Below are 25,034 nucleotides of genomic sequence, written 5' to 3'. Positions count from 1 at the left end.
CCAGACGAATGCGCCGTTGGCAGGGGGACTCTCGTTATTTGGTAGTAGGTTCGCGCACATCAAATGTGGGAGCGGTGGATTTGGTTTTAGTGCTTGGCCACGAGGTCTTTAGGCAGTTTGAACGTCCAGAGCATGCCGCCCTGGTTGAAGTCCTTGATGCGCTTGGCCACTTCGCCGCCCCACAGCGGTACCGCGCCACCCCAACCGGACAGCACCGAGACGTACTGTTCGCCGTCCATTTCCCAGGTCACAGGCGAGCCAAGTACGCCGGAGCCAGTCTGGAACTCCCAGACCTTCTCGCCGGTCTTGGCGTTGAACGCCTGGAGGAAACCTTCCGGCGTGCCGGTGAACACCAGGTTGCCCTTGGTGGTCAGGACCCCGCCCCACAACGGCGCGTAGTTCTTGTGGCGCCAGACTTCCTTGCCGGTTTTCGGATCGATCGCCCGCAGCACGCCGATGTAGTCGTCATTCAACGGTTTGATGGTGAAACCGGCACCGAGGAACGCCGCGCCTTTCTTGTAGGCGATGCCTTCGTTCCAGATGTCCATGCCCCACTCGTTGGACGGCACGTAGAACAGCCCGGTGTCCTTGTTGTAGGCCATCGGCATCCAGTTTTTCGCGCCGAGGAACGCCGGGGCGACGAACACCGAACTGCCTTTGGCTTCAGTGCCCGGAGCGCCGGGACGGCTGGCTTCGTTGTAGATCGGTCGGCCGTCTTTATCCAGGCCGGAGGCCCAGGTGATCTTGTCCACGAACGGGAAGCCGCGAATGAACTTGCCGTTGGTGCGGTCCAGCACGTAGAAGAAACCGTTACGGTCAGCAGTGGCCGCGGCTTTGATTTCTTTGCCGCCTTCGGTGTAGTTGAACGAGACCAGCTCATTCACGCCGTCGTAATCCCAACCGTCGTGAGGCGTGCTCTGGAAGTGCCATTTGATCGTGCCGTCGTCCGGATTGAGTGCCAGGCGCGACGAGGAATAGAGGTTGTCGCCAGGACGCAGGTGCGAGTTCCACGGGGCCGGGTTGCCGGTGCCGAATAGCAGCAGGTTGGTTTCCGGGTCGTAGTAACCGCCAAGCCAAGGCGCGGCGCCGCCGGTTTTCCATAGATCGCCGGGCCAGGTCTTGCCCGCTTCACCACCGGAGATGCCGTTCTCTACCGCTTTACCGTCCTTGTAGACGTAGCCCATGTGACCTTCGACGGTAGGTCGGCTCCACAGCAGGTCGCCGTTTTTCGGGTCGTAGGCCTCGATCTTGCCGACCACCCCGAACTCGCCACCGGCCACGCCGGTGATCAGTTTGCCGTTGATCACCAGAGGTGCGGCGCTGATCGAATAGCCTTCCTTGTGGTCCGCGACTTTCTTGCTCCAGACGACTTTGCCGGTGTCCTTGTTCAAGGCCACGAGCTTGGCGTCGAGCGTGCCGAAGAACACCAGGTCGCCGTACAGGGCGACACCACGGTTGATCACGTCGCAGCACGGACGGATGTCATCGGGCAGGCGCGCATCGTATTGCCAGAGTTTCTTGCCGGTGCGCGCGTCCACCGCGAACACTCGTGAGTAAGAGCCGGTCATGTACATCACGCCGTCCTTGATCATCGGCTGTGCTTGCTGACCGCGCTGTTTTTCACCGCCGAAGGAGAACGCCCAGGCTGGCCGCAAATCCTTCACGTTATCGACGTTGAGGGTGTCCAGCGGGCTGTAGCGCTGACCCTGGACGCCCAGACCGTTGGTGACGATCTGCTCCGGGTTCTTGGGGTCCTGGAGAATGTCCTGGTCGGTGACGCCGGCCAATGCCTGGCCAGACAGCAGCATGGCACTGAGCAACACACTCAAGACGAAGGGTTGGCGACGTGCGGGTTGGGTCATGACGGCTACCTCTGCGGTTTTTGTTATACCCGGGAAATTTTCCCGGTCTGGTGCAGATTCTTCGCCGCCACCGCCCTTGCAACAATTGCCCGCAGTGTTGAGATTGCTAGTTCCTTAGTAGCGGGTCGGAGGAGATGAACCCCGGAGAGTATGATCGACACCCGCCCCCTGTGGGAGCGGGCTTGCCCGCGATGGCGGTGTATCAGCCAACATAAATATTGAATGTTAAGGCCTCATCGCGGGCAAGCCCGCTCCCACAGGGGGTTGCGTGTTGTTCATTTGTTCGCGTTGGAATCGACTCGGGTCATCTGCCCGCGTTCGTAACGCGGGTACAGGTGGCTGACGCTGCGGATCAGTTCGTAGCGGCTCAGGTTGATGCTGGCGAACCGTTCGGGGATGGGGCTGCGGATCATCTCGGCCATGTCGCTGCCGTTGGCGGCGCCATCGCGCAGCAACTGGTCGAGCCAGGTCAGGTAATCGCGCATCTGTTCAAAGGGCTGTCGATCGCTGGCCACCGGGCCATGGCCGGGCACGATCAGCGTCCACGGCAAGGCCTGGAGCGTGGTGATATCTGCCAGCCAGACTGAAAGCCCAGGACTGTTCGGCGTGGTCAGTGCCCGTTGATAAAACACCAAATCCCCGGCAAACAACACGCCGGTTTTCTGGTCGAGAATAGCCAGATCCGCGCCGGTGTGCCCACCCAGGCTCAGCAGGCGCAAATCGTGATTCCCAAAACTTTTCACGCCAGGTGTCAGCGCCTCGGTTGGCAACACCACTTCGGTGCCGCGCATCCAGTCGCCCACCAACAGATACATATTCTCGGCCATGCCATCGCCCTGCTGATGCAGCAGCTCGGTGGTGCCGGCCAACGCGCCAATCGGCACGTCGGTGAAAGCCTGGTTACCCAGCGCATGGTCCGGGTGATGGTGGGTCAGCAGCACCTGAATCACCGGTTTATCGGTGGTCGCGGCAATTGCCTTGCGCATGGCTTCGCCGTAGCGCTTCGATGGCCCGGTATCGATCACCACCACCCCGTGCTCGGTGACGATGAACGCAGTGTTGACGATGTTGCCGCCGTTGCCCTTGGCGAAATTGTCGGTACTGCCTTCCAGCAGCCAGGTGTCTTCGGCGATCTGTCGGGGCTTGAGTGAGTAGTCGAGGTCGGCCCACACCGGAGGGCTCAGGCTCAGGCACAACAGCAGCATCCAGCGCATCACGCGCTCCTTGGGGTCAGGGTATGGCCGCATCGAATTGATTGCCGCTGTTGTCGCGCAACAACAGGCGCGTCTGCCCTGCCCCTTCGATGTCGAAGGTCAGGTTGGGGTTTTCGCTGACGGCGGGAAACAGCTCAAGGCGGGCCAGCACTTGATCGTCTTGATCGCGCAGTTCGGCATGGTTGATGAAGAACTCAGGAATGCCGCTGACCATGCCGTTGTCCATCGGATGCGCCACCTGCATGCGCACACGGCTGAATTCGCCACGGGGATAACGCCCGCCAAGCACTTCGCCGATGTGCTCTTCCCAGCCCGGTTGCGTGCGCACCACGCTCGGCGCCGTACAGCCGCCGCCCGCCGCATCGATCAGGGTTGAACCCACATGCCACAAGCCGTCGCGGGTCAGCACCGCCGCGCGCAACGGTGTGGCTTGCTCGATGCGGATGCGGATCGACAACCACGGCAGTACGCGGCCGAGCGGCTGGAAATCGACGATTTTCGGCAAGGGATTGAGCTCGGCCCAGGCAAGGATCTTCACCACTTCGCCCTTGAACGCACGGGCGTCGATTTCCAGCGGCACTTGCCGGGCGTCTTCGGCAAATGGCGGCGCCAGCAGCTTCACGCGGTCATCGAACACGAACGGCGCATCACCGAGCATTTGCTTGTGATAGAAGTCCCACATCACCGACGGGACCGGGTCCTTGCCCGGTTCGATGTCCGCCGCCTGAGCGGCAATGGGCAACCAGCAGAGCAGACACATCGCTGGCCAATTCACTGTTGATACATCTCGGGCACGTCATAGCGCAGGCCGTAATGGCCATAAATCGTCTTGACCGAGCCCTCGCGGATCAGGCCTTCCAGCGCCTCTTCCACGGCATACGCCAGCTGACGGTTGCTTTCGTGCACCGCCATGCCGATTTCCCAAAGCTGCTTGCCCATGTTCGGGTAGGCGTTTTCCGCCAGTGCCACTTGCGGGTCGGCCGCTTCGTGAACCTGCCAGTCGATCTCGCCGCGCATGGCCATCACCGCATCGACTTCGCCGGCTTTCATCGCCGCAAAGGCCTGGGGCACGCCGGGATAGTGGTGAGTCTTGGCGGCGAGCATGCCGTTGAACACCGAGGTCAGGTAAAACGACGGCACGCTGTCGACTTCAACGCCGATCGGGTGCTGCTCGAACACCGCGACGCTGCCGACCTTGTCCAGCCGACGGCGGTCGTAGGCGACTTGCCATTGTTCGTTCTGGTACGGCCCGAACATCACCACGTGGCCGTTTTCCAGCTCACCCAGTTCATTGCGTTTTTGTGCGTAATCGCGGTCGTACGGCACGCGCATCATCAGGTCGGCCAGTTGCTGATCGTGCAACTGACTGGCGCGCCAGATGTAGTCGCGCAGGTCGTCGTCGAGTTTTTCGCCGGCCGGTGCCCAGATCAGTTTCAACTGCACGCCTAGCGACTTGGCCAGTGCCTGGGCGAGCTCGACATCAACGCCTCGCGGCTGGCCGGCGTCTTCAAAACTGTAGGGGGCGAAGTCCTTGTAGACCGCCACTTTCAGTTCCCCGGCGGCGATCATTTCGTCATAGGTGCGAACCTGCGCCTGCACCATCTGGCAGCACAGCAGCGCAGCGCTGATCAACACAGCGAGCAGGCGCATGGGTTACTCCTCGACGTGAACGCTATCCAGGTAGGTGCGTACCGCCCACAAGGCTTCCTGGCTCAAGTAGTCAGCCATCTTCGGCATGTAGACCCGGCCATCACGCACCGCGCCGTGGCGCACGCGTTCGACGAACCATTCATCCCCGGCGTCAGCGACATCGAGCATGCGCAGATCCGGGGCGATGCCACCGGACTTGGCTTCCAGGCCATGACACGCCGCGCAGTTCTGGTTGTAGGCGGAGGAACCGATTTCCACGGCCTTGTCATGTTCCGGTGAGGTGCGATAAGGGTTCACCGACGCCCAACCATCGGCATCGACCGGCACCCCGGAATCCTTGATCGAGGTCAGGCCTGTCGTGGCAACGGCCTGAGGCACCACGTTGCCGTGGGCCCAGACGGAACCTGCGCTGATAAAACCGGCCAGCAGTCCGGCAACGAGTAAGGCGTTGCGTTTTGTTGTCATTGTTATGCCCTCAGGATTGCACGCAAAACCTCTTTGAAGAGGCTATGGCACCCATCTTAGGAACGACTTCGCGCAAGCCCCATGCTGCTTTGGTGGCCGCCACCCAGTACCTTGGTAGTAGGGCTTGTGGCGCACACCCAATTCAGCTGCCGTTTGGGAATTATTCCCGGCGACAGCGGGACTTTTTCCGTATCCGGCAACGGCAGCGCGCACCACCCTGTGCAGGCCAAAACCTCCACTGGGAACTGCAACCATGACAATAAGATCGCTACCCGCCCTTTCCCCTCTGTCTATCGCCGTGCAGGCTTTTCTGCTGGTGGGCAGCCTGTCCCTGAGCGCGGTCAGCCACGGCGCAACCGCACCGGTCACGCCGACCCGCAACGTCTCCTGGGAAGACATCGCCAACGATCACCTGACCACCAAGGATGTGCTGCAATACGGCATGGGCACCAACGCCCAGCGCTGGAGCCCGTTGGCCCAGGTCAACGACAAGAACGTGTTCAAGCTGACGCCGGCCTGGTCCTACTCGTTCGGTGACGAGAAGCAGCGCGGCCAGGAATCCCAGGCCATCGTCAGCGACGGCGTGGTCTACGTCACCGGTTCCTATTCGCGGGTATTTGCCCTCGACGCCAAGACCGGCAAGCGCCTGTGGACCTACAACCATCGCCTGCCGGACAACATTCGCCCGTGCTGCGACGTGGTCAATCGCGGCGCCGCGATCTATGGCGACAAAATATACTTCGGCACCCTCGATGCGCGGCTGATCGCCCTCGACAAGAACACCGGCAAAGTGGTCTGGAACAAGAAATTCGGCGACCACGCCGCCGGCTACACCATGACCGGCGCCCCGGTGCTGATCAAAGACAAAACCACTGGCAAGGTGCTGCTGATCCACGGCAGCTCCGGCGATGAGTTCGGCGTGGTCGGGCAGCTGTTTGCCCGCGATCCGGACACCGGCGAAGAAGTCTGGATGAGGCCTTTCGTCGAGGGTCACATGGGCCGGTTGAACGGCAAGGACAGCACCACCACCGGTGACGTCAAGGCGCCGTCCTGGCCCGACGATCCCACCACCGAAACCGGCAAGGTCGAAGCCTGGAGCCACGGCGGCGGCGCGCCTTGGCAGAGCGCCAGTTTCGATCCGGAAACCAACACCATCATCGTCGGTGCCGGCAACCCTGGCCCGTGGAATACCTGGGCGCGCACCTCGAAGGACGGCAACCCGCACGACTACGACAGCCTCTACACCTCGGGCCAGGTGGGCGTCGATCCAAGCACTGGCGAGGTGAAATGGTTCTACCAGCACACACCGAACGATGCTTGGGATTTCTCCGGCAACAACGAGCTGGTGCTGTTCGATTACAAGGACAAGGACGGCAAAACGGTGAAAGCCACCGGACACGCGGACCGCAATGGTTTCTTCTATGTGGTGGATCGCAACAACGGCAAATTGCAGAACGCCTTCCCCTTCGTCGACAACATTACTTGGGCCAGCCACATCGACCTCAAGACCGGCAAGCCGGTTGAGAATCCGGGTCAGCGTCCGGCCAAACCGTTGCCCGGCGAGACCAAGGGCAAATCGGTGGAAGTCTCGCCGCCGTTCCTCGGTGGCAAGAACTGGAACCCGATGGCGTACAGCCAGGACACCGGCCTGTTCTACATCCCGGGCAACCAGTGGAAAGAGGAATACTGGACCGAAGAGGTCAACTACAAGAAAGGCTCGGCGTACCTGGGCATGGGTTTTCGCATCAAGCGCATGTACGACGATCACGTCGGCACCCTGCGCGCGATGAACCCCACCACCGGCAAAGTGGTCTGGGAACACAAGGAAGCGCTGCCGCTGTGGGCCGGCGTGTTGGCGACCAAGGGCAACCTGGTGTTTACCGGGACCGGCGACGGTTTCTTCAAGGCCTTCGATGCGAAAACCGGTGAGGAACTGTGGAAGTTCCAGACCGGCAGCGGCATCGTCTCGCCGCCGATCACCTGGGAGCAGGATGGCGAGCAGTACGTCGGCGTGACCGTTGGCTATGGCGGCGCGGTGCCGTTGTGGGGTGGCGACATGGCCGAGCTGACCAAACCGGTGGCTCAGGGCGGGGCGTTCTGGGTGTTCAAGATTCCGAGTTGGGATACGAAAACCGCTCAGAAATAACGCCACCTACCTTGCCGATACGACTCACGTAGCAGCTGTCGAGCCTCGTTTCACTCGACAGCTGCTACGTGAAACCATTTAGAGGCCTCGTGATGAAATACCTGTCTTTTGTACTGCTCTTGACCTTTTCCCCCGCTTACGCCGACGACGGCGAAGACACCCCGCTGATTATCAACGGCTGCACCATCGCCGACCACAGCCAATGCCCCGGTGCCAATCTCAAAGGCGCCAACCTGAGCAATCAGGACCTGCGCAACATGAACCTCAGCGGCGCCGACTTGCGCGATGCCGACCTGCGTCACGCTCGACTGGACCTCGCCAACCTGGAAAAGGCCCAGCTGCAAGGCGCCAACCTGACGCGCGCCAGCCTGCAACAAAGCAACCTGCGTTTGGCAGACCTCACGGGCGCGACGTTGATGGCGATCCAGGGTTGGGGGCTGTTTGCCCAGGGCGCGCAGTTTCAGGACGCCAATCTCAGTGGGGCTTACCTGCAATTTGCCCGGCTCTCCGGGGCTAAATTGCACAACGCCAATCTGCGGGCGGCGGATCTGGAGATGACCTGGTTGAGCAAGGCGGATCTCAAGGGGGCCAATCTTGGTGACGCCAATCTGCAAGAGGCCAAGTTTGGCGAAAGTAATCTGGAACACGCGAACCTGAGCGGTGCGCGACAGCATTATGCGAATTTCCAGGATGCGAATATGGAGGGCTGTTCGGGGTGTCCAACGAGTTGGAATAAGTGACTCACCTTACCGGCTGACGCATAAGTCCTGCAGGAGCGAGCTTGCTCGCGATGGACCCACAGGCACCGCGCTTATCCCGTTAAAACGCGTCATCGTTGACGGCCATCGCGAGCAGGCTCGCTCCTACAGGAGAATGCGTACATTTGGGCGCTGCTCCGATCAAAAAACCAGCTCAGCCAGCCACCCGCACCACCCCCATATCAATCCCCAAATGCACCAACTCAGCATGAGAACTCACCTGCAACTTACTCTTCAACAACGTCAGATGATTCGAAACAGTCTTGCTGCTGATACTCAACTGCTCGGCAATCACCCGCGCCGGCGTGCCCTTGGCGAGCATCACGAAAATCTCCAACTCACGCTGAGTCATGCTCTGCAAACGCGGATCACTGGCGTCCTGTTGCGGATTGCACGCCAATTGAGTCGCCAATGGCTGTTCAATATAGGCATGACCCGCAAGAATCCGCCGCACCGCCTCAATCAATACCTCCGGCGCCGAACTCTTGGTCAGATACCCCGAAGCCCCAGCGTCCAATGCCTGGCGCACCAACGGCAACTCATCGTGCATGCTGAAAAACAGCACCCGCAGCTGCGGCAAACGCTGACGCAACCGCCGCGTAGTCTCCAGCCCACTGATCCCCGGCAACCCAAAATCCATGATCACCAGGTTCGGCACAGCCTCTTGAACCCGCAACAACGCCTCCTCCCCCGTGGCCGCCTCACGCACGTCCATCGCCGGCAACAACGCCCGCAACAGGCTGGCATACCCTTGGCGAACCACCGCATGGTCATCGACCAACAAAATATTCATCACACCTCCAAAGGCACGTTCAAGGCCAGCGCCCAACCGGCACCGGGGTGACTGATGATTCGCAACTCGCCACCAAGACTGCGGGCGCGTTCGAACATCGAATACAAACCCACACCCGGCCGCTGAGGTTGCTGTGCACCGCGACCGTTATCACGAATCAGCAACCGCAAACGCCCGCCTCGATGTTGCAGGCGAACCCGCACCTGGCTCGCATCGGCATGCCGGGCGATGTTGGTCAACGCTTCCTGCAACAAACGATAGAGATGGGTTTTGTCCGACACCGACAGCGCCGGCAAATCTGTGCTGACCCGCAGCCGGCAATCGATCCCCTGCCGGCCCTGCCACTGCTCGACCAGCAACCCTAAGGCTTCAGCCAACGGCAAGTGTTGCAGCACCACCGGATAGAGATCGTGAACCAGCGCCCGAAAGCCCTGCTGCAAGTGTTCGCAATGGTGTTCCAGCTCACGCGCCGTGCGTTCCACCACCAAGGGCTGATCCGCCACCAGCCGCAACAAACAGGCCTGGGCGCGAATGCCCGCCAGGTATTGGCCGAGGTCGTCGTGCAGGGTCTGCGCCAGATGAGTGCGTTCCTGCTCCTGAACCGCCAACAGCGTCTGGGTCAGCTGGGTGTTGTCGGCGCGAGCCTGCTCCAAAGCAGCGGTCATACGGTTGAAATGCGTCGCCAGCTGCCGCGCCTCCGGCAATCCTTCAGCCCGCAATCGCACATTGAGCTGCCCGCCCGAGACCTGCTGCAAGGCGCGCAACAATTCGTCGAGCAGGCCCATGCCCCGGCGCACGGCCCAGCGGATGGTCAACAGACTCAACAACAACGCCAGCCCACAGAGGCTCAGCAGCTGTTGCAAGGAATCCCAGATTTCATCGATCTCATCTCGCGGATCGACCGCGATCTGCACCCGTCGCCCCTCCTGCAAATTCAGCACCCGCACACTGTGCCGGGCGTCGGCGAACAATAAACGCCCGAGCCAGGCATCCAATCCATCCTGCACCGGCAACCGCGCCGCCTCGCCCGGCGCCAGCCAGCGCACCCGCACATGCCGCAGGCTGCTCGTCAGTCTCGGTTGCAGGCTACCGGGGTCGCGCTCGGCGGTTTCGCTCAGGTACTCGACCACCGCTTCGGCGGATTGCAGCTCACGCTCCACATCCTCCACCGCCTGGTGCACCAGCAACCCCATGCACGCCAAGGTGACCAGGGCGAAAAAGCCGCACACCCAGAGGTTGATCCGCCACAGGGCCGACACCCCTAGCGCCCCGGTGTCGCGGGCAAGACCTGCACCAGCGTCGGTCGCGGGCCATGCAATTTGTCGACGCCGATCAACGTCAGAATCAGCAACAACGGCAGGAGCAGCGCCTTGATAATACGCATGGTCGATCTCCTTCACAGTGATGGCCGTTGAAACCCATGCTAAAACCGCGCCGCCTCAGATGAGTTACTACCTTGGTACTGCCTGAGCGGTACTTTCTGCATATTTCATTCTGCCTCGCAGGCTTCCTATGCTGGCGCTACCTGTAACGGAGTGCCTTATGCGCCAGCTTGCCCCTTACGCCCTGATCTACCTGCTGGCGATTGCCTGCGCCGCCGGGCTGGCGACCCAGAGCCAGGCTGCCGACGCGCCGTTGCAGGTGCAGATCGGCTACCTCGGCTATCGCCCCGATCCGGGCCCGCTGCTGTCGAACATCATTCCCGAGCCGGTCGATGCCGGGTTGCGCGGCGCCGAACTGGCGATCACCGACAGCAACAGCACCGGGCGCTTTCTCAATCAGAGTTACAACCTGGTCAGCGCTAACGTCGACACGGCGGATGCGCTGCTCGAAGCGGCGAAGGCCCAGCATGAACAGGGCCTGCGTTTGTTTGTGGTGAACGCGCCGGCCGCCAGCCTGCGCCAACTCAGTGCCGCGTTGCCCGACAGTTTGCTGTTCAACGCCGGCAGCCCCGACGACAGCCTGCGCACCACCGATTGCCTGCCGAACGTGCTGCACAGCTTGCCGAGCCGGGCGATGCTCGCCGATGCGCTGGCGCAATTCCTGGTGGTGCGCAAATGGCAGCGGGCGTTGCTGATCGTCGGCCCGACGCCGGACGATCAAGCCTATGCCGCCGCCCTGCGCCGCGCCGCGAAACGCTTCGGGCTGAAACTGGTGGCGGAAAAAGCCTGGAGCTTCGACAACGATCAGCGCCGTAGCGCCCAGGCCGACATGCCGCTGTTCACCCAAACCGCCGAGTACGACGTGGTGCTGGTGGCCGATGAACGCGGTGACTTTGGCGAATACGTGCCCTACCAGACCTGGTATCCCCGCCCGGTCGCCGGCACCCAGGGCCTGACCCCGGTGGGCTGGCACAAAACCGTGGAAACCTACGGCGCCGCGCAATTGCAGAAACGCTTTGAAGCCCTGGCCGGGCGCTGGATGAACGACCGCGATTTCGCCGCGTGGATCGCCGTGCGCAGCATCGCCAGCGCGGTGAGCAAACTGCGCCAGGTCGATCCGATGGCGATCCGTACGCTTGAGATCAGCGATCAACTGCCGCTGGACGGTTTCAAGGGCCGCAAGCTCAGTTATCGGCCGTGGAATGGCCAGTTGCGCCAACCGATCCCCATCGTCCAGCCCCGCGCGCTGGTCAGCACGTCGCCCCAGGACGGTTTCCTGCACCCCTTCAACGAAATGGACAGCCTGGGTTACGACAAGCCCGAGGTCAGCTGCCGCTTTCCCTAGTCCCTGATCCATGACAAATACAACAACAAGGAATCTGCCATGCGCCGCACCCTGCTCTCTTGCGCCCTCTTGCTCGCCGCCGGGCACGCCGCGGCCAGCACCGCCTGGGTCTCCAACGAAAAGGACAACAGCCTGAGCCTGATCGACCTGCAGACTCTGCAAGTCACCGACACCCTACCCGTCGGCCAGCGCCCGCGCGGCCTGCTGCTGTCCCATGACAACAAGCTGCTGTACATCTGCGCCAGCGATTCGGACCGGGTGCAGGTGATGGACGTGGCCACGCGAAAGATCATCAAGGAGCTGCCGTCGGGCAAGGACCCCGAGCAATTTGCCCTGCACCCCAACAACCGTTGGTTGTACGTTTCCAACGAGGACGATGCGCTGGTGACGGTGATCGACACCGAAACCTCCAAGGTGCTGAGCCAGATCAACGTCGGCGTCGAGCCCGAAGGCATGGCCGTCAGCCCCGATGGCAAATGGGCGGTGAACACCAGCGAAACCACCAACATGCTGCACTGGATCGACACCAGCACCCAGACCCTGGCCGACAGCACGCTGGTGGATCAGCGCCCGCGCTTCGTCGAGTTCACCCCGGACGGTTCGAAGCTCTGGGCGTCGGCGGAGATCGGCGGCACGGTGACCATTCTCGACGTGGCGACGCGCAAGATCCTCAAGACCCTGACTTTCCAGATCAAGGGCGTGCACCCGGACAAGGTCCAACCGGTGGGCATCAAGCTCAGCGCCGACGGCAAGTACGGTTTCGTCGCGCTGGGCCCAGCGAATCATGTGGCAGTGATCGATGCCAAGACCTTCGAAATCCTCGACTATCTGCTGGTCGGTCGGCGCGTCTGGCAGATGTCATTTACCCCGGATCAAAAGCAATTGCTCGCCACCAATGGCGTCAGCGGCGATGTGTCGGTGATTGATGTCGACAGCCTCAAGGTGACCAAATCGATCAAGGTCGGGCGTTATCCGTGGGGCGTGGTGGTGACGCCATGAACGCACTGGATGTCAGCGACCTGAGCTTTGCTTATGGCGCGCGCGAGGCCTTGCGCCAGGTGAATTTCAGCCTGGCGCCCGGACGTTTCGCGGCGCTGTTGGGGCCGAACGGCGCGGGTAAGTCGACACTGATCGCCCTGCTGACCCGGCTGTATGATTTACAGCGCGGAGATATTTCGGTCGGCGGCTGTTCACTGCGCAACGCGGCGCGGCCAGCGCTCAAGCAACTGGGCGTAGTGTTCCAGCAAAGCACCCTCGACCTGGACCTCAGCGTCGAGCAAAACCTGCGTTATCACGCGGCGCTGCATGGCATGTCACGGCGCCAGACCGGCTTGCGGGTCGACGCCGAACTGGCGCGTCAGGCCCTGACCGAGCGCCGTCGCGAGCGAGTGCGCGAACTCAATGGCGGCCACCGTCGCCGAGTGGAAATCGCCCGCGCCTTGCTCCATGAACCGCGCTTGCTGCTGCTCGACGAAGCCAGCGTCGGCCTCGACCCGGCCAGTCGGTTAGCGCTCAATCAACACATCCGCAGCCTGTGCCGCGAGCAAAACATCAGCGTGCTCTGGACCACTCACTTACTGGATGAAGTGCAGCCCAGCGATGACTTGCTGATTCTCCATCAGGGCCGCTTGGTCGCCAGCGGACAGGCCGATGCGCTGAGCCTGGAGCACGGCGGCGACCTCGGCTCGGCCTTCGCTCGCCTGACCACCGCTGGAGCCGTCCGATGAACGCTTACTGGCAATGTTTCAGCGGCATCGTCCTGCGCGAATGGCTGCGTTTTGTGTTGCAGCGCACGCGGTTTCTCAGTGCGCTGGTGCGGCCGCTGCTGTGGCTGCTGGTGTTCGCCGCCGGTTTCCGCGCGGCCCTCGGGATCGCGATCATCGAGCCTTACGACACCTACATTCCCTACGAGGTCTACATCATCCCTGGGCTGGCCTGCATGATTCTGCTGTTCAACGGCATGCAAGGTTCGCTGTCGATGGTCTACGACCGCGAGATGGGCAGCATGCGCGTGCTGCTGACCAGCCCCCTGCCCCGGACCTTCCTGCTGTGCAGCAAGTTATTGGCCACCTCGTTGATTTCGCTGTTGCAGGTGTATGCCTTTCTGGCGATTGCCTGGCTATATGGTGTGCAGCCGCCGGCCATGGGTTTGTTGATCGCCTTGCCGGCGTTGTTGCTGGTGGCGTTGATGCTCAGCGCGCTGGGCCTGCTGCTGTCCAACGCGATCCGCCAGTTGGAGAACTTCGCCGGGGTGATGAATTTCGTGATCTTCCCGCTGTTTTTCCTGTCGTCGGCGTTGTACCCGCTGTGGAAAATGCGCGAATCCAGCGAGTGGTTGTACTGGTTGTGCGCGTTGAATCCGTTCACGCATGCGGTGGAGCTGGTTCGGTTTGCCTTATATGAACGCTTCAACCCATTGGCGCTCGGGGTATGCGTGGGCTTGACGCTGGTCTTTTCATTGCTCGCGGTACTCACCTTCAACCCGCAACACGCCGCCCTACGCAAATCCAACTGATCACCATGCCCCCTGTGGGAGCGGGCTTGCCCGCGATAGCGTCAGTTCAGTTGACATCAATATTGAATGTTCTGGCCTCATCGCGGGCAAGCCCGCTCCCACAGGGATCTCCATTGGACACGGTGAAATTACTACTTTAGTACCGGTTTTCCTGTCTATCGTCGCATTCCAATCGCACCGCGACTGGCATGTAATGGGTTCATAACTATAAGGATTGAACCCCATGCCGCGTGCCCGACGTTGTCTGCTGCGCCCTTCGCTCGCTGTGCTGTCGCTGAGCCTGTTGCTGGGCGCCGCGCACGCCGAAACCCCGCTGTTCTCCGCTGACGGCTACCGCATCGGTCTGTACCGCAGCCCAACGCCGAATCAACTGGACGGTGCGGCCATCGTCGACACCGCCGCCCTGCAAACCCTGCTGACCCAAACCCCGCGTCCGGTGCTGATCGATGTCTATCGCCGCCAATGGCTGCAAGGCCGTTTCATCGAAGACCAGCCCCACGAGAACCTGCCCGGCAGCCATTGGCTGGCCAACACCGGCGACGGTGACCTGACGCCCGACTGGCGGGACTACTTTGCGCGTAAACTGAACGCATTGACCGCAGGCGATCGCGCGCAACCGCTGGTCTTCTACTGCCGCTCTGATTGTTGGTTGAGCTGGAACGCGGTCAGGCGCGCCGCCGCCATGGGCTATAAAACACTGTATTGGTACCGCGATGGCCTGGATGCCTGGCAAGCGGCAAACCTGCCCGTGGTGCCGGCCCAGCCCGAGCCCTTTCCCTGATCTTTACGCTTGCGAGCTGTTGCCACACCATAATCAAAATAATGAGGTGAAAGGCTATGTACAAAATTCTGATTGCCGACGATCACCCGCTGTTTCGCGAAGCCATCCATAACGTCATCAGCGACGGTTTCCCCGGCAGCGAAGTGATGGAAACCGCTGACCTCGACAGCGCCCTGGCGCTGACGCAGGACCACGACGACCTGGACTTGATCCTGCTCGACCTGAACATGCCCGGCATGCATGGCCTCAATGGCCTGATCAACCTGCGCAACGAGGCGCCGACCATTCCGGTGGTGATCGTCTCGGCCGAGCAGGACAAACAGATCGTGCTGCAAGCCATCACGTATGGCGCGGTGGGTTTCATCACCAAATCCTCGCCACGGGTGCAGATGACCGAGGCCATCCAGCAGATTCTCAACGGCAATGTCTACTTGCCGCCGGATATCATCCGCACGCAAAAACCCGGCACCCACCGCCGCATGAACGACAACCCGAGCTTCCCGACTGAACTGCTCCAGGCCTTGACCCGCAAGCAGTTGCTGGTGCTGGAGCGCATGACCAAGGGCGAGTCGAACAAACAGATCGCCTACACCCTGGAAATCGCCGAAACCACGGTCAAGGCGCATGTCTCGGCGATCCTGCGCAAACTCAATGTGCACAACCGGGTGCAGGCAATCCTGAGCGCCGGGGATATTGATTTCGGGTCTTATCTACGGCGCTAGACGGCGTTGCGCCCTTCGCGGGCAAGCCCGCTCCCACATTTGACCGAGTTCACCTCAAATCAAATGTGGGAGCGGGCTTGCTCGCGAAGAGGCCAGCACAAACACCAGAAGCCTCAAGGCCTGCCGAGCAAATGACTCATCGCCGTCTTGAGCTTCATCGGCCGCACCGGCTTATGCATCAACGTGTGGCCCAGCTCGCGAATCTGCAGTTTCAGTTCATTGCTGTAATTGGCCGTAATCATCATCGCCGGAATCGCGGAGCCACGCCGGGCATTGATCCGCGCCACGGCGTCCACGCCGTTCTGATCGTCATCCAGGTGATAATCGGCGATCAGCAGGTCGGCCTCTTGATGGTAGTTGTCCACTTGCCGCGCCAGGTCCTGCTCCGACAACGCCGTCACCACCAAACACCCCCACCCTTCCAGCAAGGTGCGCATGCCGGCGCAAATCGCCGCGTCGTTGTCCAGCACCCACACCCGCGCGCCGCGCAGACGCTCAAGCATCGGCTCACTCATGACCAGACTCGGCAGCGCCTTCGGGGCGGTCGCGCTCAAAGGCACTTCAACCGAGAACATCGAGCCCTTGCCCGGCCACGAACGCACATGAATCCGGTGCCCGAGAATCCCGGCAATCTTCTCCACGATCGCCAGCCCCAGGCCCAAACCGCGATCCTGATCCGGACGTTGCACGTCACCGCGCTTGAACTCCTGGAAAATCTCCTCCAGACGGTTTTCCGCGATGCCCATGCCGCTGTCCCAGACTTCAATCGACAGCCGCTGATGATGACGTCGGCAACCGAGCACCACGCGACCGCTGTAGGTGTAGCGAATGGCGTTGCTCAGCAGATTGCGCAGAATCCGCGCCAGCAGTTGAATGTCGCTGCGCACCAGCGCCGAGCACGGGATGAAATGCAGTTGCAGCCCTTCGCTACGGGCCACGTGGGTGTATTCGGCGGCGAGGTTTTCCAGCAACTCGCTGAGGGCAAACGGCGCGATGTCAGCCTTGATGACCCCGGCATCCAGTTTGGAAATGTCCACCAATGTGCCCAGCAGGTTTTCCACGTCTTCCAGGGAATTGCTGACATTGCGCACCAGAATCGCGTTGGCCACCGGTTCGCGGCGCTCCATCAGCGCACTGGTAAACAGCCGCGCAGCATTCAGCGGTTGCAGCAGATCGTGGCTGACCGCAGCCAGAAATTTGGTCTTCGACAGGTTGGCCTGCTCGGCTTCGAGTTTGGCTTCGCGCAAGCGCGATTCCATGCGCCGACGTTCATCGATCTCGCGCAGCAACTGGTCATTGAGTGTGGTCAGCTCCGCCGTGCGTTCGCGCACTCGCAGTTCAAGGTTCTGATAAGCCTGGTGCAGCGCCTCGGCGGTGCGGCGGCGCTCGGTGATGTCGCGGATCAACACGAAGATCCCCACCACTTCCCCGGTGGCCAGGCGATTGGGCACGTAGGAGCGCAGCATGTAGCGCTCCTGATTGTTGATGTTGGTTTCGGCGAACTCGAACGTCACGCTCTCACCGGCCAGCGCTCGCGCCACGTAGGCTTCCAGGCGTTGGTAATGCTGTTCGCTGTGCACTTCGCGCAGGCTCTGCCCGAGCATCACGCCGCGCGGCCAGCAGTACCATTCTTCGTAGACTTTGTTGGTGAACTCGTAGACCAGATCGGCGTTGAGGTAGGCGATCAACGCCGGCACATGGTCGGTGATCAGGCGAATCCAGCGCTCGCTTTCGCTGAGGGCTTCGGCGTGCTGGTAGCGTTCGGTGATGTCGGTGAAGGTGTTGACGAAGCCACCGGTGGGCAACGGATGGGTGCGGATTTCCAGCACTCGGCCATCGTACAGGCGCTGTTCGCATTCCTGCACGTGCCGCCCGTTCGGATCGCGGCTGGCCGGGGTCAGCAGGTTCAACTCGCTGTCGGCGATCACTTCGGCGAACGGCCGATGCGCCGCCACCGGAGCGAGTCCGCTGAGTTCAAGGAAACGCCGGTTCCACAGTTCCAGAATGCCCTCGGCGTTGACCATCGCCACGCCTTGGGACAGGTTGTCGACCGCCCGTTGCAGCAAATGCGATTTCTGCGCCACGGCTTGCTCGCGACGCACGGTTTCACTGAGTTTGACGTCGGTGATGTCGGTGAACAGGATCACCCGCCCGCCTTCCTGGGTCGGCCGTTCGCTGACTTGCAGCCAGCGTCCGTTCTGCAGGCGGTAGAGCAGGTTTTCATCGGCATGCCCACGGGGTTCTTCGGTGAACAACCCGGTAGAGGCCATCAACCGCTTGACCTCGGCCAGGCGCATGCCGGCGTTAATCCGCACCCGGCTGTTGCCCCAGAACGCCTTGAAGCGGCTGTTGAACAAGACGATACGCTGGTCGGCATCGAACAGCACAAAGGCGTCGGAAATGCTCTCGATGGCATCGATCAAGTGTTGATGCGCCGTTTCGGCCCGCAGGCGCGCTTCTCTGAGCAAGTGGTTGCCCGACTTGAGTTCGGCCATGGCCTGGTTCAAGGCGTCGGTGCGCTCGCGAACCTGTTCGGCCAGCACCACCGAATGCTGGAACGCCGCGTACGGGTCGTTGCCACGGGTGATGCCGGACTCGATCCGCTCGATCAGTGCGCTATTGATGCGCTGCAATTTCTGGTTGTCGTGGCGCAGGCTGGCGACCTCTGCCTGAAGCTCAGCGATGTCCAGGGGTCCGGCCTCGGGCAATGGCAACCCCGGTGAAGGTCTGGTTGATGTGCATGCCATTGAACTGTTCTCCGTAGGTGTTGAAACCCATCACCCGCTGGTCACGCAAAAAACTTCCGATTTGCTCCAGACTGCCGCCGTCTTCCAGTTCCAGACGCCTGAGAAAACAGTCGCAGCCGATGGTCAGCAACAGGTCGCCGAGGCGCTCTTGAAGGCCTTCGAACAGGGTTTGCAGGTTCGGCAGCATCGGGCCTGGGGTCATGACCGTGAGGACGATGCCGTTTTCCACCGCGCAGTAGAAACTCAGGCTCAGGTCCGGGTGAACCTGCTGGATCGCCCGCACGTAATACTGATCGTTGATCCGCACGGCCAAGGGGTGCGCGGCAAAAACCCGGTGATCGAGCTCCGCGACGGGCACGCCGATGTGGCGGGCGTACTCTTCGGCGGCGGGTTCGGCATTCAGTTCGAAGACCCGGCGCGAGGCGCTGTCGGCCCCGGTGACCACCAGTTTTTCCGCCCTCGGCAAGATGTGGTGGGTGGTGAACACTTCAAAATCCAGCCAAGTGTTGACCAGCACCACCACCGCCGCGCCGCTGTGGAACTCGCCATTGCAATAGACGTGGGTGTGGGTCAGGCGGTTGTCGTCGCCGGCCGAACCGCCGAAATGCGGGATGTCGCCCAATGCCGCACTCAGGGCGGCGAGAACCATTTCTTCGCGGCTGGACAGGCCGTCGAGCAAGGTCAGGGCGAAGCTGTTGCCCTTGATCGGCGCCAGGGTGTTGCTGCGACAGCCACTCACCAGGCGCTCGACCATTTGTTGGGCGTCGATCAGGCTGAAGCGCTCCATCTCGCAGATCAGTTCAGCGTCGATGGAAAAATGCCGATGGTCGAAACCCACCGCCGTCACGCAATTGCGGCCGTAGCCCAACGGAGTGATTTCCCCGGCGCTGGTGCAACCCACCAGTCGAATGCCACCGAAGCTTTGTTGCAAGGCCTGGCCCAGCGCCTGCAAGTCGTACTCGGCGGAACAGAAAAACAGCACGAACCCCAAATGCGGGTGCAATAGCTGCCGCGCCAGCTCCTGCGCCACCTGCTGTGCATCGGTGGCCTGGGACATCGCACTGACGACCCCTTCACTCTGGACCTGCTGCATTCTCGCCTCCCGCAGGTGCGCGTGTATGAGGCACGAGTGTACGAAGCCTGAGGGCTGCGACGTATGCTACTTGGGTAGCGAGTAGCCGCTTCGATGGGATGAGAACCGGTCTATCGCGGATCTAAAAAACGCCCCACATCCCCTGTAGGAGCGAGGCTTGCCCGCGAAAGCGGTGTGCCAGTCGACATCAATGTTGAATGTGACGGCCTCTTCGCGGGCAAGCCTCGCTCCTACAAGGGATTGGCGTGGGATTACCAGGTCAGCACCGCCCCCACTGCGAAGGTGTCGGTGTCTTCGTTCTGGTCGCTGGTGTCGTGGCCGTTGATTGCGAACTGGTTGTACTCGGCTACCAGCTTGAGGTTGTCGTTGATGTCATGGAACAGCGCGACCCCGCGGGTCTCGTAGTCCGCACCGCTGCCGACCACGCCGTTGCCATCGTCGTTGGTCTTGCCGTAGGACAAGGCCAGGCGGTTTTTGCCGAGTTTGTAGGAGCCCTGCAACAGGTAGCCGTCGCTGTCGACGTTGCGCAGGGTCGGCTCACCGGCGTTGTTGGTGAAGAACGGGTTGATGCCCTTGGCCTGGAAGCCGGAGCCAGTGAGGGACAAGCCGCCCATTTTTGCCTGCACGCCATAGCCGACGCCTTTTGAGGTGACGGACTCGACGGTGGAATCGGTATTGTCCGACGTCTGGTAGCTGCCGTTGACCCAGCTGTAGATCTTCGCCCCGGCGAGGTCGAACTGATAGGTGATCTCGCTTTCGGTACGCGGGTTCTCTTGGTAAGCCTTGCCTGTCGGGCTGCTGTCGTTGGTGTCCACCGGGTCCATGATCCCCACGGCCACGCGCAAGCCCTCCATCACCGGCGTGCGGTAGGTGATCTGCGACGTCGGGAACGGGTACGGATAACCCGTGCCGATGTTGCCGAACGACACCCCGCCACCGTCCACCAACCCCAGGGTATCGCTGACCTGGCCGTAACCGGCGAGCAACTCATCAAGGAGGATGTTGGAACGGGCGAACAGGCCGAAGTCCTTGCCGATCAGCACTTCGCCCCACTCAGGGTTAGCCACCGTGCCGTAGAACTGCCGCACGTCGATGGCGGTGTCGGTGCCATTGGTTTCGCTGTCGTTGATGGTCACCCAGAAGGAAGACCGGGCGCCGAGCTTGAGGTCATCGATCTGCTTGCCCATGTTGAAGCCCAGGTAGTTGGGCAGATACCCCATTTTCACTCGCGCTTGCTTGCGGTCGTACTGATCGCCGGCACGGTCGACATCGCTGTTCACGTAGAAGGCGTTGATGTAACCGTCAGTGGAAAACGTGGTCTGGTCCTTGTCGTACAGCATGATCTCGGCTTCGGCGATCGAGCTCAAACCGAGGGTCGACAGGCTGGCGATGAAGGCCGGCAAGAAACGATGCTTGAAGTTCTTATTGTTGTGCATGACGCGCTCCGCAGCGGGGGGACTGGATGTCGGAGGCGATTATCGAAAGCTGACCGGCGGCGTCATACGCTGCCTTGGAGGCGGTTGTCAGGTGCTTTGGTTTGGCCGGTGGTGCGCGGCAAATTCGGCGTAAGACCGGGCCACGGCAAGGCCCGGAACCAAGGGCGTACGCCTGCCCGGCGGACTGGCATCCAGAGGAACCGCTACTGGCTAGATGGCCGCTCTAAACAGCATGTAAGCGGCGACCACGACACAGATGGACGCGAAGCCGGTTTGCAGTACCCGGGGCGCTAAGCGTGCACAAAGGTTGCGGCCAATGACCATGCCGACGATGCTCGCGAGGATGAACGTCACGCCCAAACCGTCGATGCGCACCCCGGCATGAAACGCCCCGATCACGCCGATGGCCGAGATCAAACTGATCACCATCAAGGAGGTGGCGACAATCCCGCGCATCTGCACGTCGGTCAATTGCTTGAAGGCCGGGACGATCAGAAAGCCGCCGCCCACGCCGAGCAGCCCGGAGACCACACCGGTCACCGCACCGAGTGCCGCGAGGGTCGCGGTGCATTTGGCGGTCCAGGAAAAGCGCCCGGTCTGTTGGTCGAGCATGCAGTTTTTCTGGCCCCAGTTGGCGTGGCCGTGGTCGCTCGGCCCTTCGTCCTGGCGCTCGCGACGCAACATCCGCCACGCCACCATGACCATCAGCAGACTGAACAGAATCATCAGGATTTTTTCCGGCAGCTGATGGGCGAAGTAGATGCCGATGGGCGAAAAAATCGCGCCCAACAGTGCGATCAGCAACGCCGCGCGATAACGCACCAGACCGTGCCGCAAACCGTCGATGGCGCCAACGGCTGCCGCGCTGCCCACCGCAAACAGCGCGACCGGCGCCGCCTGGGTCATGCTCCAACCCAACCCCAGCACCAGGGCCGGCACCGCAAGAATGCCGCCGCCGGCACCGGTCAAGCCGAGCACCAATCCCATCACCACGCCAAAAAAACTTGCCAGCAACATAAAACACTCGTGATCCGCGAAAAAAGCCGGGAACGCCCGGTATCGATTGAGTGACAGGATAGAGCCCGTACAGCTTTTTTCCTTCATTGAATTGAACCGGGGCTGGTCAACCCAGGGAAAATGAAACTACCCTCAACACTTGTCCCACTCGAAACGGCCACCATGCCCGCCTTGATTGAAGCCTTCCTCGACCCCTCCTCCTCGACCTATAGCTACGTGATCTACGAAGCCGATGGCGGTCAATGCGCGATCGTCGATCCGGTGCTCGACTACGACCCGGCCGCCGGGCGCACCGCCACCACCCAGGCCGACAAAATCATCGCTTTCGTGCGTGAACATCAGTTGCACGTGCAATGGCTGCTGGAGACCCACGCCCACGCCGATCACCTGTCCGCCGCGCCTTACCTGCGCCGGGAGCTGGGCGGCAAGATTGCCATTGGCGAGTCGATCAGCAAGGTTCAGGGGGTGTTCAAGGCGTTGTTCAATCTTGAGCCGGCGTTTTGTATCGACGGCTCGCAGTTTGACCATCTGTTTGCGCCGGACGAATCGTTCCGCATCGGCAATCTGAAGGCCACGGCCCTGCATGTGCCCGGCCACACCCCGGCAGACATGGCTTACCTGATCGACAGCGATGTGATTCTGGTGGGCGACACGCTGTTCATGCCGGATGTGGGCACCGCGCGTTGCGACTTCCCCGGCGGCAACGCCAACCAGATGTTTGCCTCGATCCGCAAACTGCTGGCCTTTCCTGCCAGCGTGCGACTGTATGTCTGCCACGACTACCCGCCCGCAGGTCGCGAACCTCAGTGCATGAGCACGGTGGGTGAGCAGCGCAAAAGCAATATTCACATGCATGATGGCATTGATGAGGCCGCGTTCGTCGCCATGCGCACCGGACGCGATGCCGGGTTGGGCATGCCGACGCTGCTGCTGCCGGCGATTCAGGTGAACGTGCGGGCGGGGAACCTACCGCCGCCCGAGGACAATGGCGTCACGTACCTTAAAATCCCCCTGAACAAACTCTGACGTTCGATTGTCCCCTCGCATGGGAACGATCGAACACGTAACCCGTAGCAGCTGTCGAGCAGCGCGAAGCTGCGTCTGCGGTGAACCTGAAGGAACTCGGTTACCGGGTTTGCGACGGCTTCGCCGCCGAACGCTGCCTCGCGGTGCTCGACAGCTGCTACAGGGGGATCGCTTAGTTGTTGAGGGTCAGGCCGTTGGCGGGCAACGGCAGCGCGGTTTTGTAGCGCACTTGCTTGAGCGCAAAGCTCGAGCGGATGTTGGCCACACCAGGCACTTTGGTTAAAAAATCCATCATGAAGCGCTCAAGCGACTGAATCGTCGGCACCAGCACGCGGATCAAGTAGTCCGGGTCGCCGGCCATCAAATAGCACTCCATCACTTCCGGGCGATCCGAGATCGCCTCTTCGAAATGCTGCAACGCCTCCTCCACCTGTTTCTCCAGGCTGACGTGGATAAACACATTCACGTGCAGGCCCAGCAGATCGGCATCCAGCAAGGTCACCTGCTCACGAATCAGCCCCAATTCCTCCATCGCCTTGACCCGGTTGAAGCACGGCGTCGGCGACAGGTTGACCGAGCGAGCGAGGTCGGCGTTGGTGATACGGGCGTTCTCTTGAAGGCTGTTCAAAATGCCGATATCGGTACGGTCCAGTTTACGCATGAGACAAAACCACCTGTTTTTTATGTTTATACAGATTATTTATCCTCAAATGATCGCCAGCGCAACGAAACAGAGATAAATATTCTTCTGGGCCGGGCCTATTATTGTTGTAGGACAAGATTCCTTTTATCGAAGGAAATCTGTCAGCTCACTACAAGAAATTCACAAGATCGAGCGTAGAAGCCATGAACCAAGCGTACGAACCGCTGCAACTGCACGTTCCCGAACCATCGGGCCGTCCTGGCTGCAAAACCGACTTCTCCTACCTGCGTCTGACCGACGCCGGCACGGTGCGCAAACCCCCAATCGACGTTGAACCGGCCGACACCGCTGATCTGGCCAAGGGCCTGATTCGCGTGCTCGACGACGAAGGCAACGCCCTGGGTCCTTGGGCTGAAGGCGTACCGTCCGAGATCCTGCGTAAAGGCATGCGCGCCATGCTCAAGACGCGGATCTATGACAACCGCATGGTGGTCGCCCAGCGTCAGAAAAAAATGTCGTTCTACATGCAGAGCCTTGGCGAAGAAGCCATCGGCAGCGGCCAGGCCCTGGCGCTGAACGTCGATGACATGTGCTTCCCGACGTACCGCCAGCAAAGCATCCTGATGGCGCGCGAAGTGCCGCTGGTGGACCTGATCTGTCAGCTGCTGTCCAACGAGCGTGATCCGCTCAAGGGACGTCAGTTGCCGATCATGTATTCGGTCAAAGACTTCGGCTTCTTCACTATTTCCGGCAACCTCGCCACCCAGTTCGTACAAGGCGTGGGCTGGGGCATGGCCTCGGCGATCAAGGGCGACACCAAAATCGCCTCGGCCTGGATCGGCGACGGCGCTACCGCTGAATCCGACTTCCACACCGCCCTCACCTTCGCCCACGTTTACCGTGCGCCAGTGATCCTCAATGTGGTCAACAACCAGTGGGCGATCTCCACGTTCCAGGCGATTGCCGGGGGTGAAGCCACCACGTTCGCCGGTCGTGGCGTCGGTTGCGGCATTGCCTCCCTGCGGGTCGATGGCAACGATTTCGTCGCGGTCTACGCCGCCTCCGCCTGGGCCGCCGAACGCGCCCGGCGCAACCTCGGCCCGACCATGATCGAATGGGTCACCTACCGCGCCGGTCCGCACTCGACTTCTGATGATCCGTCCAAATACCGTCCTGCCGACGACTGGAGCTACTTCCCGTTGGGCGACCCGATTGCGCGCCTGAAGCAGCACCTGGTGAAAATCGGTCAGTGGTCCGAAGAGGAACACGTCGCCGTCAGCGCTGAACTGGAAGCCGAAGTGATTGCCGCGCAGAAAGAAGCCGAGCAGTACGGCACCCTCGCCGGCGGCCAGATTCCAAGCGCCGCGACGATGTTCGAAGACGTCTATAAAGAGATGCCGGAGCACTTGAAGCGCCAGCGTCAAGAGTTGGGGATCTGA

General features: G+C 61.3%; 23 protein-coding genes. 10 read left to right on the top strand and 13 right to left on the bottom strand.

What is annotated here, in order from left to right; translation table 11 throughout:
• Positions 1-86 precede the first annotated feature (86 nt).
• From ACA057_RS14600 to pedF, 5 genes are all read right to left on the bottom strand, one after another.
• Positions 87-1,862 (bottom strand): PQQ-dependent methanol/ethanol family dehydrogenase, encoded by a 1,776-nt coding sequence (locus ACA057_RS14600; protein WP_497349453.1) that lies wholly within the window; start codon positions 1,860-1,862, stop codon positions 87-89.
• A gap of 275 nt (positions 1,863-2,137) precedes the next feature.
• Positions 2,138-3,076, bottom strand: a complete 939-nt coding sequence (locus ACA057_RS14595) for a quinoprotein relay system zinc metallohydrolase 1 (protein ID WP_497349451.1) — start codon at positions 3,074-3,076, stop codon at positions 2,138-2,140.
• 16 nt (positions 3,077-3,092) lie between these two features.
• Positions 3,093-3,836 (bottom strand): quinoprotein dehydrogenase-associated SoxYZ-like carrier, encoded by a 744-nt coding sequence (locus ACA057_RS14590; protein WP_497349449.1) that lies wholly within the window; start codon positions 3,834-3,836, stop codon positions 3,093-3,095.
• A gap of 11 nt (positions 3,837-3,847) precedes the next feature.
• The gene (locus ACA057_RS14585) at positions 3,848-4,726 is read right to left on the bottom strand and encodes a substrate-binding periplasmic protein (RefSeq protein WP_497349447.1); all 879 of its coding nucleotides are present in this window, start codon (positions 4,724-4,726) and stop codon (positions 3,848-3,850) included.
• A 3-nt stretch (positions 4,727-4,729) separates the two neighbouring features.
• Positions 4,730-5,191, bottom strand: a complete 462-nt coding sequence (gene pedF, locus ACA057_RS14580) for a cytochrome c-550 PedF (protein ID WP_497349445.1) — start codon at positions 5,189-5,191, stop codon at positions 4,730-4,732.
• Positions 5,192-5,444: 253 nt separating this feature from the next.
• Here pedF and exaA point away from each other — a divergent pair, with 253 nt between their 5' ends.
• Together exaA and ACA057_RS14570 are read left to right on the top strand one after the other, a co-directional pair.
• Positions 5,445-7,337 carry a quinoprotein ethanol dehydrogenase gene (exaA, locus tag ACA057_RS14575; RefSeq protein ID WP_497349443.1) on the top strand — a complete coding sequence of 631 codons (1,893 nt, stop codon included), beginning with the start codon at positions 5,445-5,447 and terminating at the stop codon, positions 7,335-7,337.
• A gap of 92 nt (positions 7,338-7,429) precedes the next feature.
• Positions 7,430-8,077, top strand: coding sequence for a pentapeptide repeat-containing protein (locus ACA057_RS14570; protein WP_497349441.1), 648 nt, complete (start codon positions 7,430-7,432; stop codon positions 8,075-8,077).
• Positions 8,078-8,249: 172 nt separating this feature from the next.
• On the opposite strand, the gene ACA057_RS14565 is transcribed toward ACA057_RS14570, so the two are convergent.
• Genes ACA057_RS14565 through ACA057_RS14555 form a run of 3 tightly spaced genes read right to left on the bottom strand, consistent with a single transcriptional unit; the run spans position 8,250 to position 10,272 of the window.
• Positions 8,250-8,888, bottom strand: a complete 639-nt coding sequence (locus tag ACA057_RS14565; protein ID WP_497349439.1) for a response regulator — start codon at positions 8,886-8,888, stop codon at positions 8,250-8,252.
• On the bottom strand, positions 8,888-10,147 hold the full coding sequence (locus ACA057_RS14560) for a sensor histidine kinase (RefSeq protein ID WP_497349437.1): 1,260 nt from the start codon (positions 10,145-10,147) through the stop codon (positions 8,888-8,890). Before ACA057_RS14560 ends, ACA057_RS14565 begins: the two co-directional genes overlap by 1 nt.
• A 2-nt stretch (positions 10,148-10,149) precedes the next feature.
• On the bottom strand, positions 10,150-10,272 hold the full coding sequence (locus ACA057_RS14555; protein WP_497349435.1) for a hypothetical protein: 123 nt from the start codon (positions 10,270-10,272) through the stop codon (positions 10,150-10,152).
• A 158-nt stretch (positions 10,273-10,430) separates the two neighbouring features.
• Here ACA057_RS14555 and ACA057_RS14550 point away from each other — a divergent pair, with 158 nt between their 5' ends.
• The 6 genes from ACA057_RS14550 to ACA057_RS14525 all read left to right on the top strand — a co-directional run bounded on the left by ACA057_RS14550 (position 10,431) and on the right by ACA057_RS14525 (position 15,633).
• Entirely contained in the window at positions 10,431-11,615 is a 1,185-nt protein-coding gene (locus ACA057_RS14550) for an ABC transporter substrate-binding protein (protein ID WP_497349433.1), read from the top strand.
• A gap of 39 nt (positions 11,616-11,654) precedes the next feature.
• The gene (locus tag ACA057_RS14545; RefSeq protein WP_140679191.1) at positions 11,655-12,614 is read left to right on the top strand and encodes a YVTN family beta-propeller repeat protein; all 960 of its coding nucleotides are present in this window, start codon (positions 11,655-11,657) and stop codon (positions 12,612-12,614) included.
• Positions 12,611-13,342: an ABC transporter ATP-binding protein gene (locus ACA057_RS14540; RefSeq protein ID WP_497349431.1), complete on the top strand. Its 732-nt coding sequence runs from the start codon at positions 12,611-12,613 to the stop codon at positions 13,340-13,342. The genes ACA057_RS14545 and ACA057_RS14540 overlap by 4 nt, the downstream gene beginning before the upstream one ends.
• The gene (locus ACA057_RS14535) at positions 13,339-14,130 is read left to right on the top strand and encodes an ABC transporter permease (protein ID WP_497349429.1); all 792 of its coding nucleotides are present in this window, start codon (positions 13,339-13,341) and stop codon (positions 14,128-14,130) included. Before ACA057_RS14540 ends, ACA057_RS14535 begins: the two co-directional genes overlap by 4 nt.
• Before the next feature lie 223 nt (positions 14,131-14,353).
• Complete coding sequence (locus ACA057_RS14530; protein WP_497349427.1) at positions 14,354-14,911, top strand: PQQ-dependent catabolism-associated CXXCW motif protein; 558 nt, start codon at positions 14,354-14,356, stop codon at positions 14,909-14,911.
• A 56-nt stretch (positions 14,912-14,967) separates the two neighbouring features.
• Positions 14,968-15,633: a response regulator gene (locus ACA057_RS14525; RefSeq protein WP_401358878.1), complete on the top strand. Its 666-nt coding sequence runs from the start codon at positions 14,968-14,970 to the stop codon at positions 15,631-15,633.
• A 113-nt stretch (positions 15,634-15,746) separates the two neighbouring features.
• Here ACA057_RS14525 and nahK read toward each other — a convergent pair whose 3' ends face one another.
• From nahK to ACA057_RS14505, 4 genes are all read right to left on the bottom strand, one after another.
• A complete protein-coding gene (gene nahK / locus ACA057_RS14520; protein WP_497349900.1) occupies positions 15,747-18,341 on the bottom strand; it encodes a hybrid sensor histidine kinase/response regulator NahK/ErcS' in 2,595 nt (864 codons plus the stop codon).
• Entirely contained in the window at positions 18,310-19,473 is a 1,164-nt protein-coding gene (gene nosP / locus ACA057_RS14515; RefSeq protein WP_497349425.1) for a nitric oxide-sensing protein NosP, read from the bottom strand. Before nosP ends, nahK begins: the two co-directional genes overlap by 32 nt.
• Positions 19,474-19,724: 251 nt before the next feature.
• Positions 19,725-20,909, bottom strand: a complete 1,185-nt coding sequence (locus ACA057_RS14510) for a porin (protein ID WP_497349423.1) — start codon at positions 20,907-20,909, stop codon at positions 19,725-19,727.
• A 210-nt stretch (positions 20,910-21,119) separates the two neighbouring features.
• Positions 21,120-21,926 (bottom strand): sulfite exporter TauE/SafE family protein, encoded by an 807-nt coding sequence (locus ACA057_RS14505; RefSeq protein WP_497349421.1) that lies wholly within the window; start codon positions 21,924-21,926, stop codon positions 21,120-21,122.
• 162 nt (positions 21,927-22,088) lie between these two features.
• On the opposite strand from ACA057_RS14505, the gene ACA057_RS14500 reads away from it, so the two are divergent.
• Positions 22,089-22,952, top strand: coding sequence for an MBL fold metallo-hydrolase (locus ACA057_RS14500; protein ID WP_497349419.1), 864 nt, complete (start codon positions 22,089-22,091; stop codon positions 22,950-22,952).
• Between the two features lie 172 nt (positions 22,953-23,124).
• Here the strand turns inward: ACA057_RS14500 and bkdR are convergent, their stop codons facing one another.
• Complete coding sequence (bkdR, locus tag ACA057_RS14495) at positions 23,125-23,613, bottom strand: Bkd operon transcriptional regulator BkdR (protein WP_008005367.1); 489 nt, start codon at positions 23,611-23,613, stop codon at positions 23,125-23,127.
• Positions 23,614-23,798: 185 nt separating this feature from the next.
• Between bkdR and ACA057_RS14490 the strand changes: the two genes are divergently transcribed.
• Positions 23,799-25,034: a 3-methyl-2-oxobutanoate dehydrogenase (2-methylpropanoyl-transferring) subunit alpha gene (locus ACA057_RS14490; RefSeq protein ID WP_497349417.1), complete on the top strand. Its 1,236-nt coding sequence runs from the start codon at positions 23,799-23,801 to the stop codon at positions 25,032-25,034.

This window comes from Pseudomonas sp. LBUM1661 (assembly GCF_059695925.1).
The sequence above is the reverse complement of the archived record's forward strand: the minus strand, read 5'-3'. Positions and strand labels throughout refer to the sequence as shown.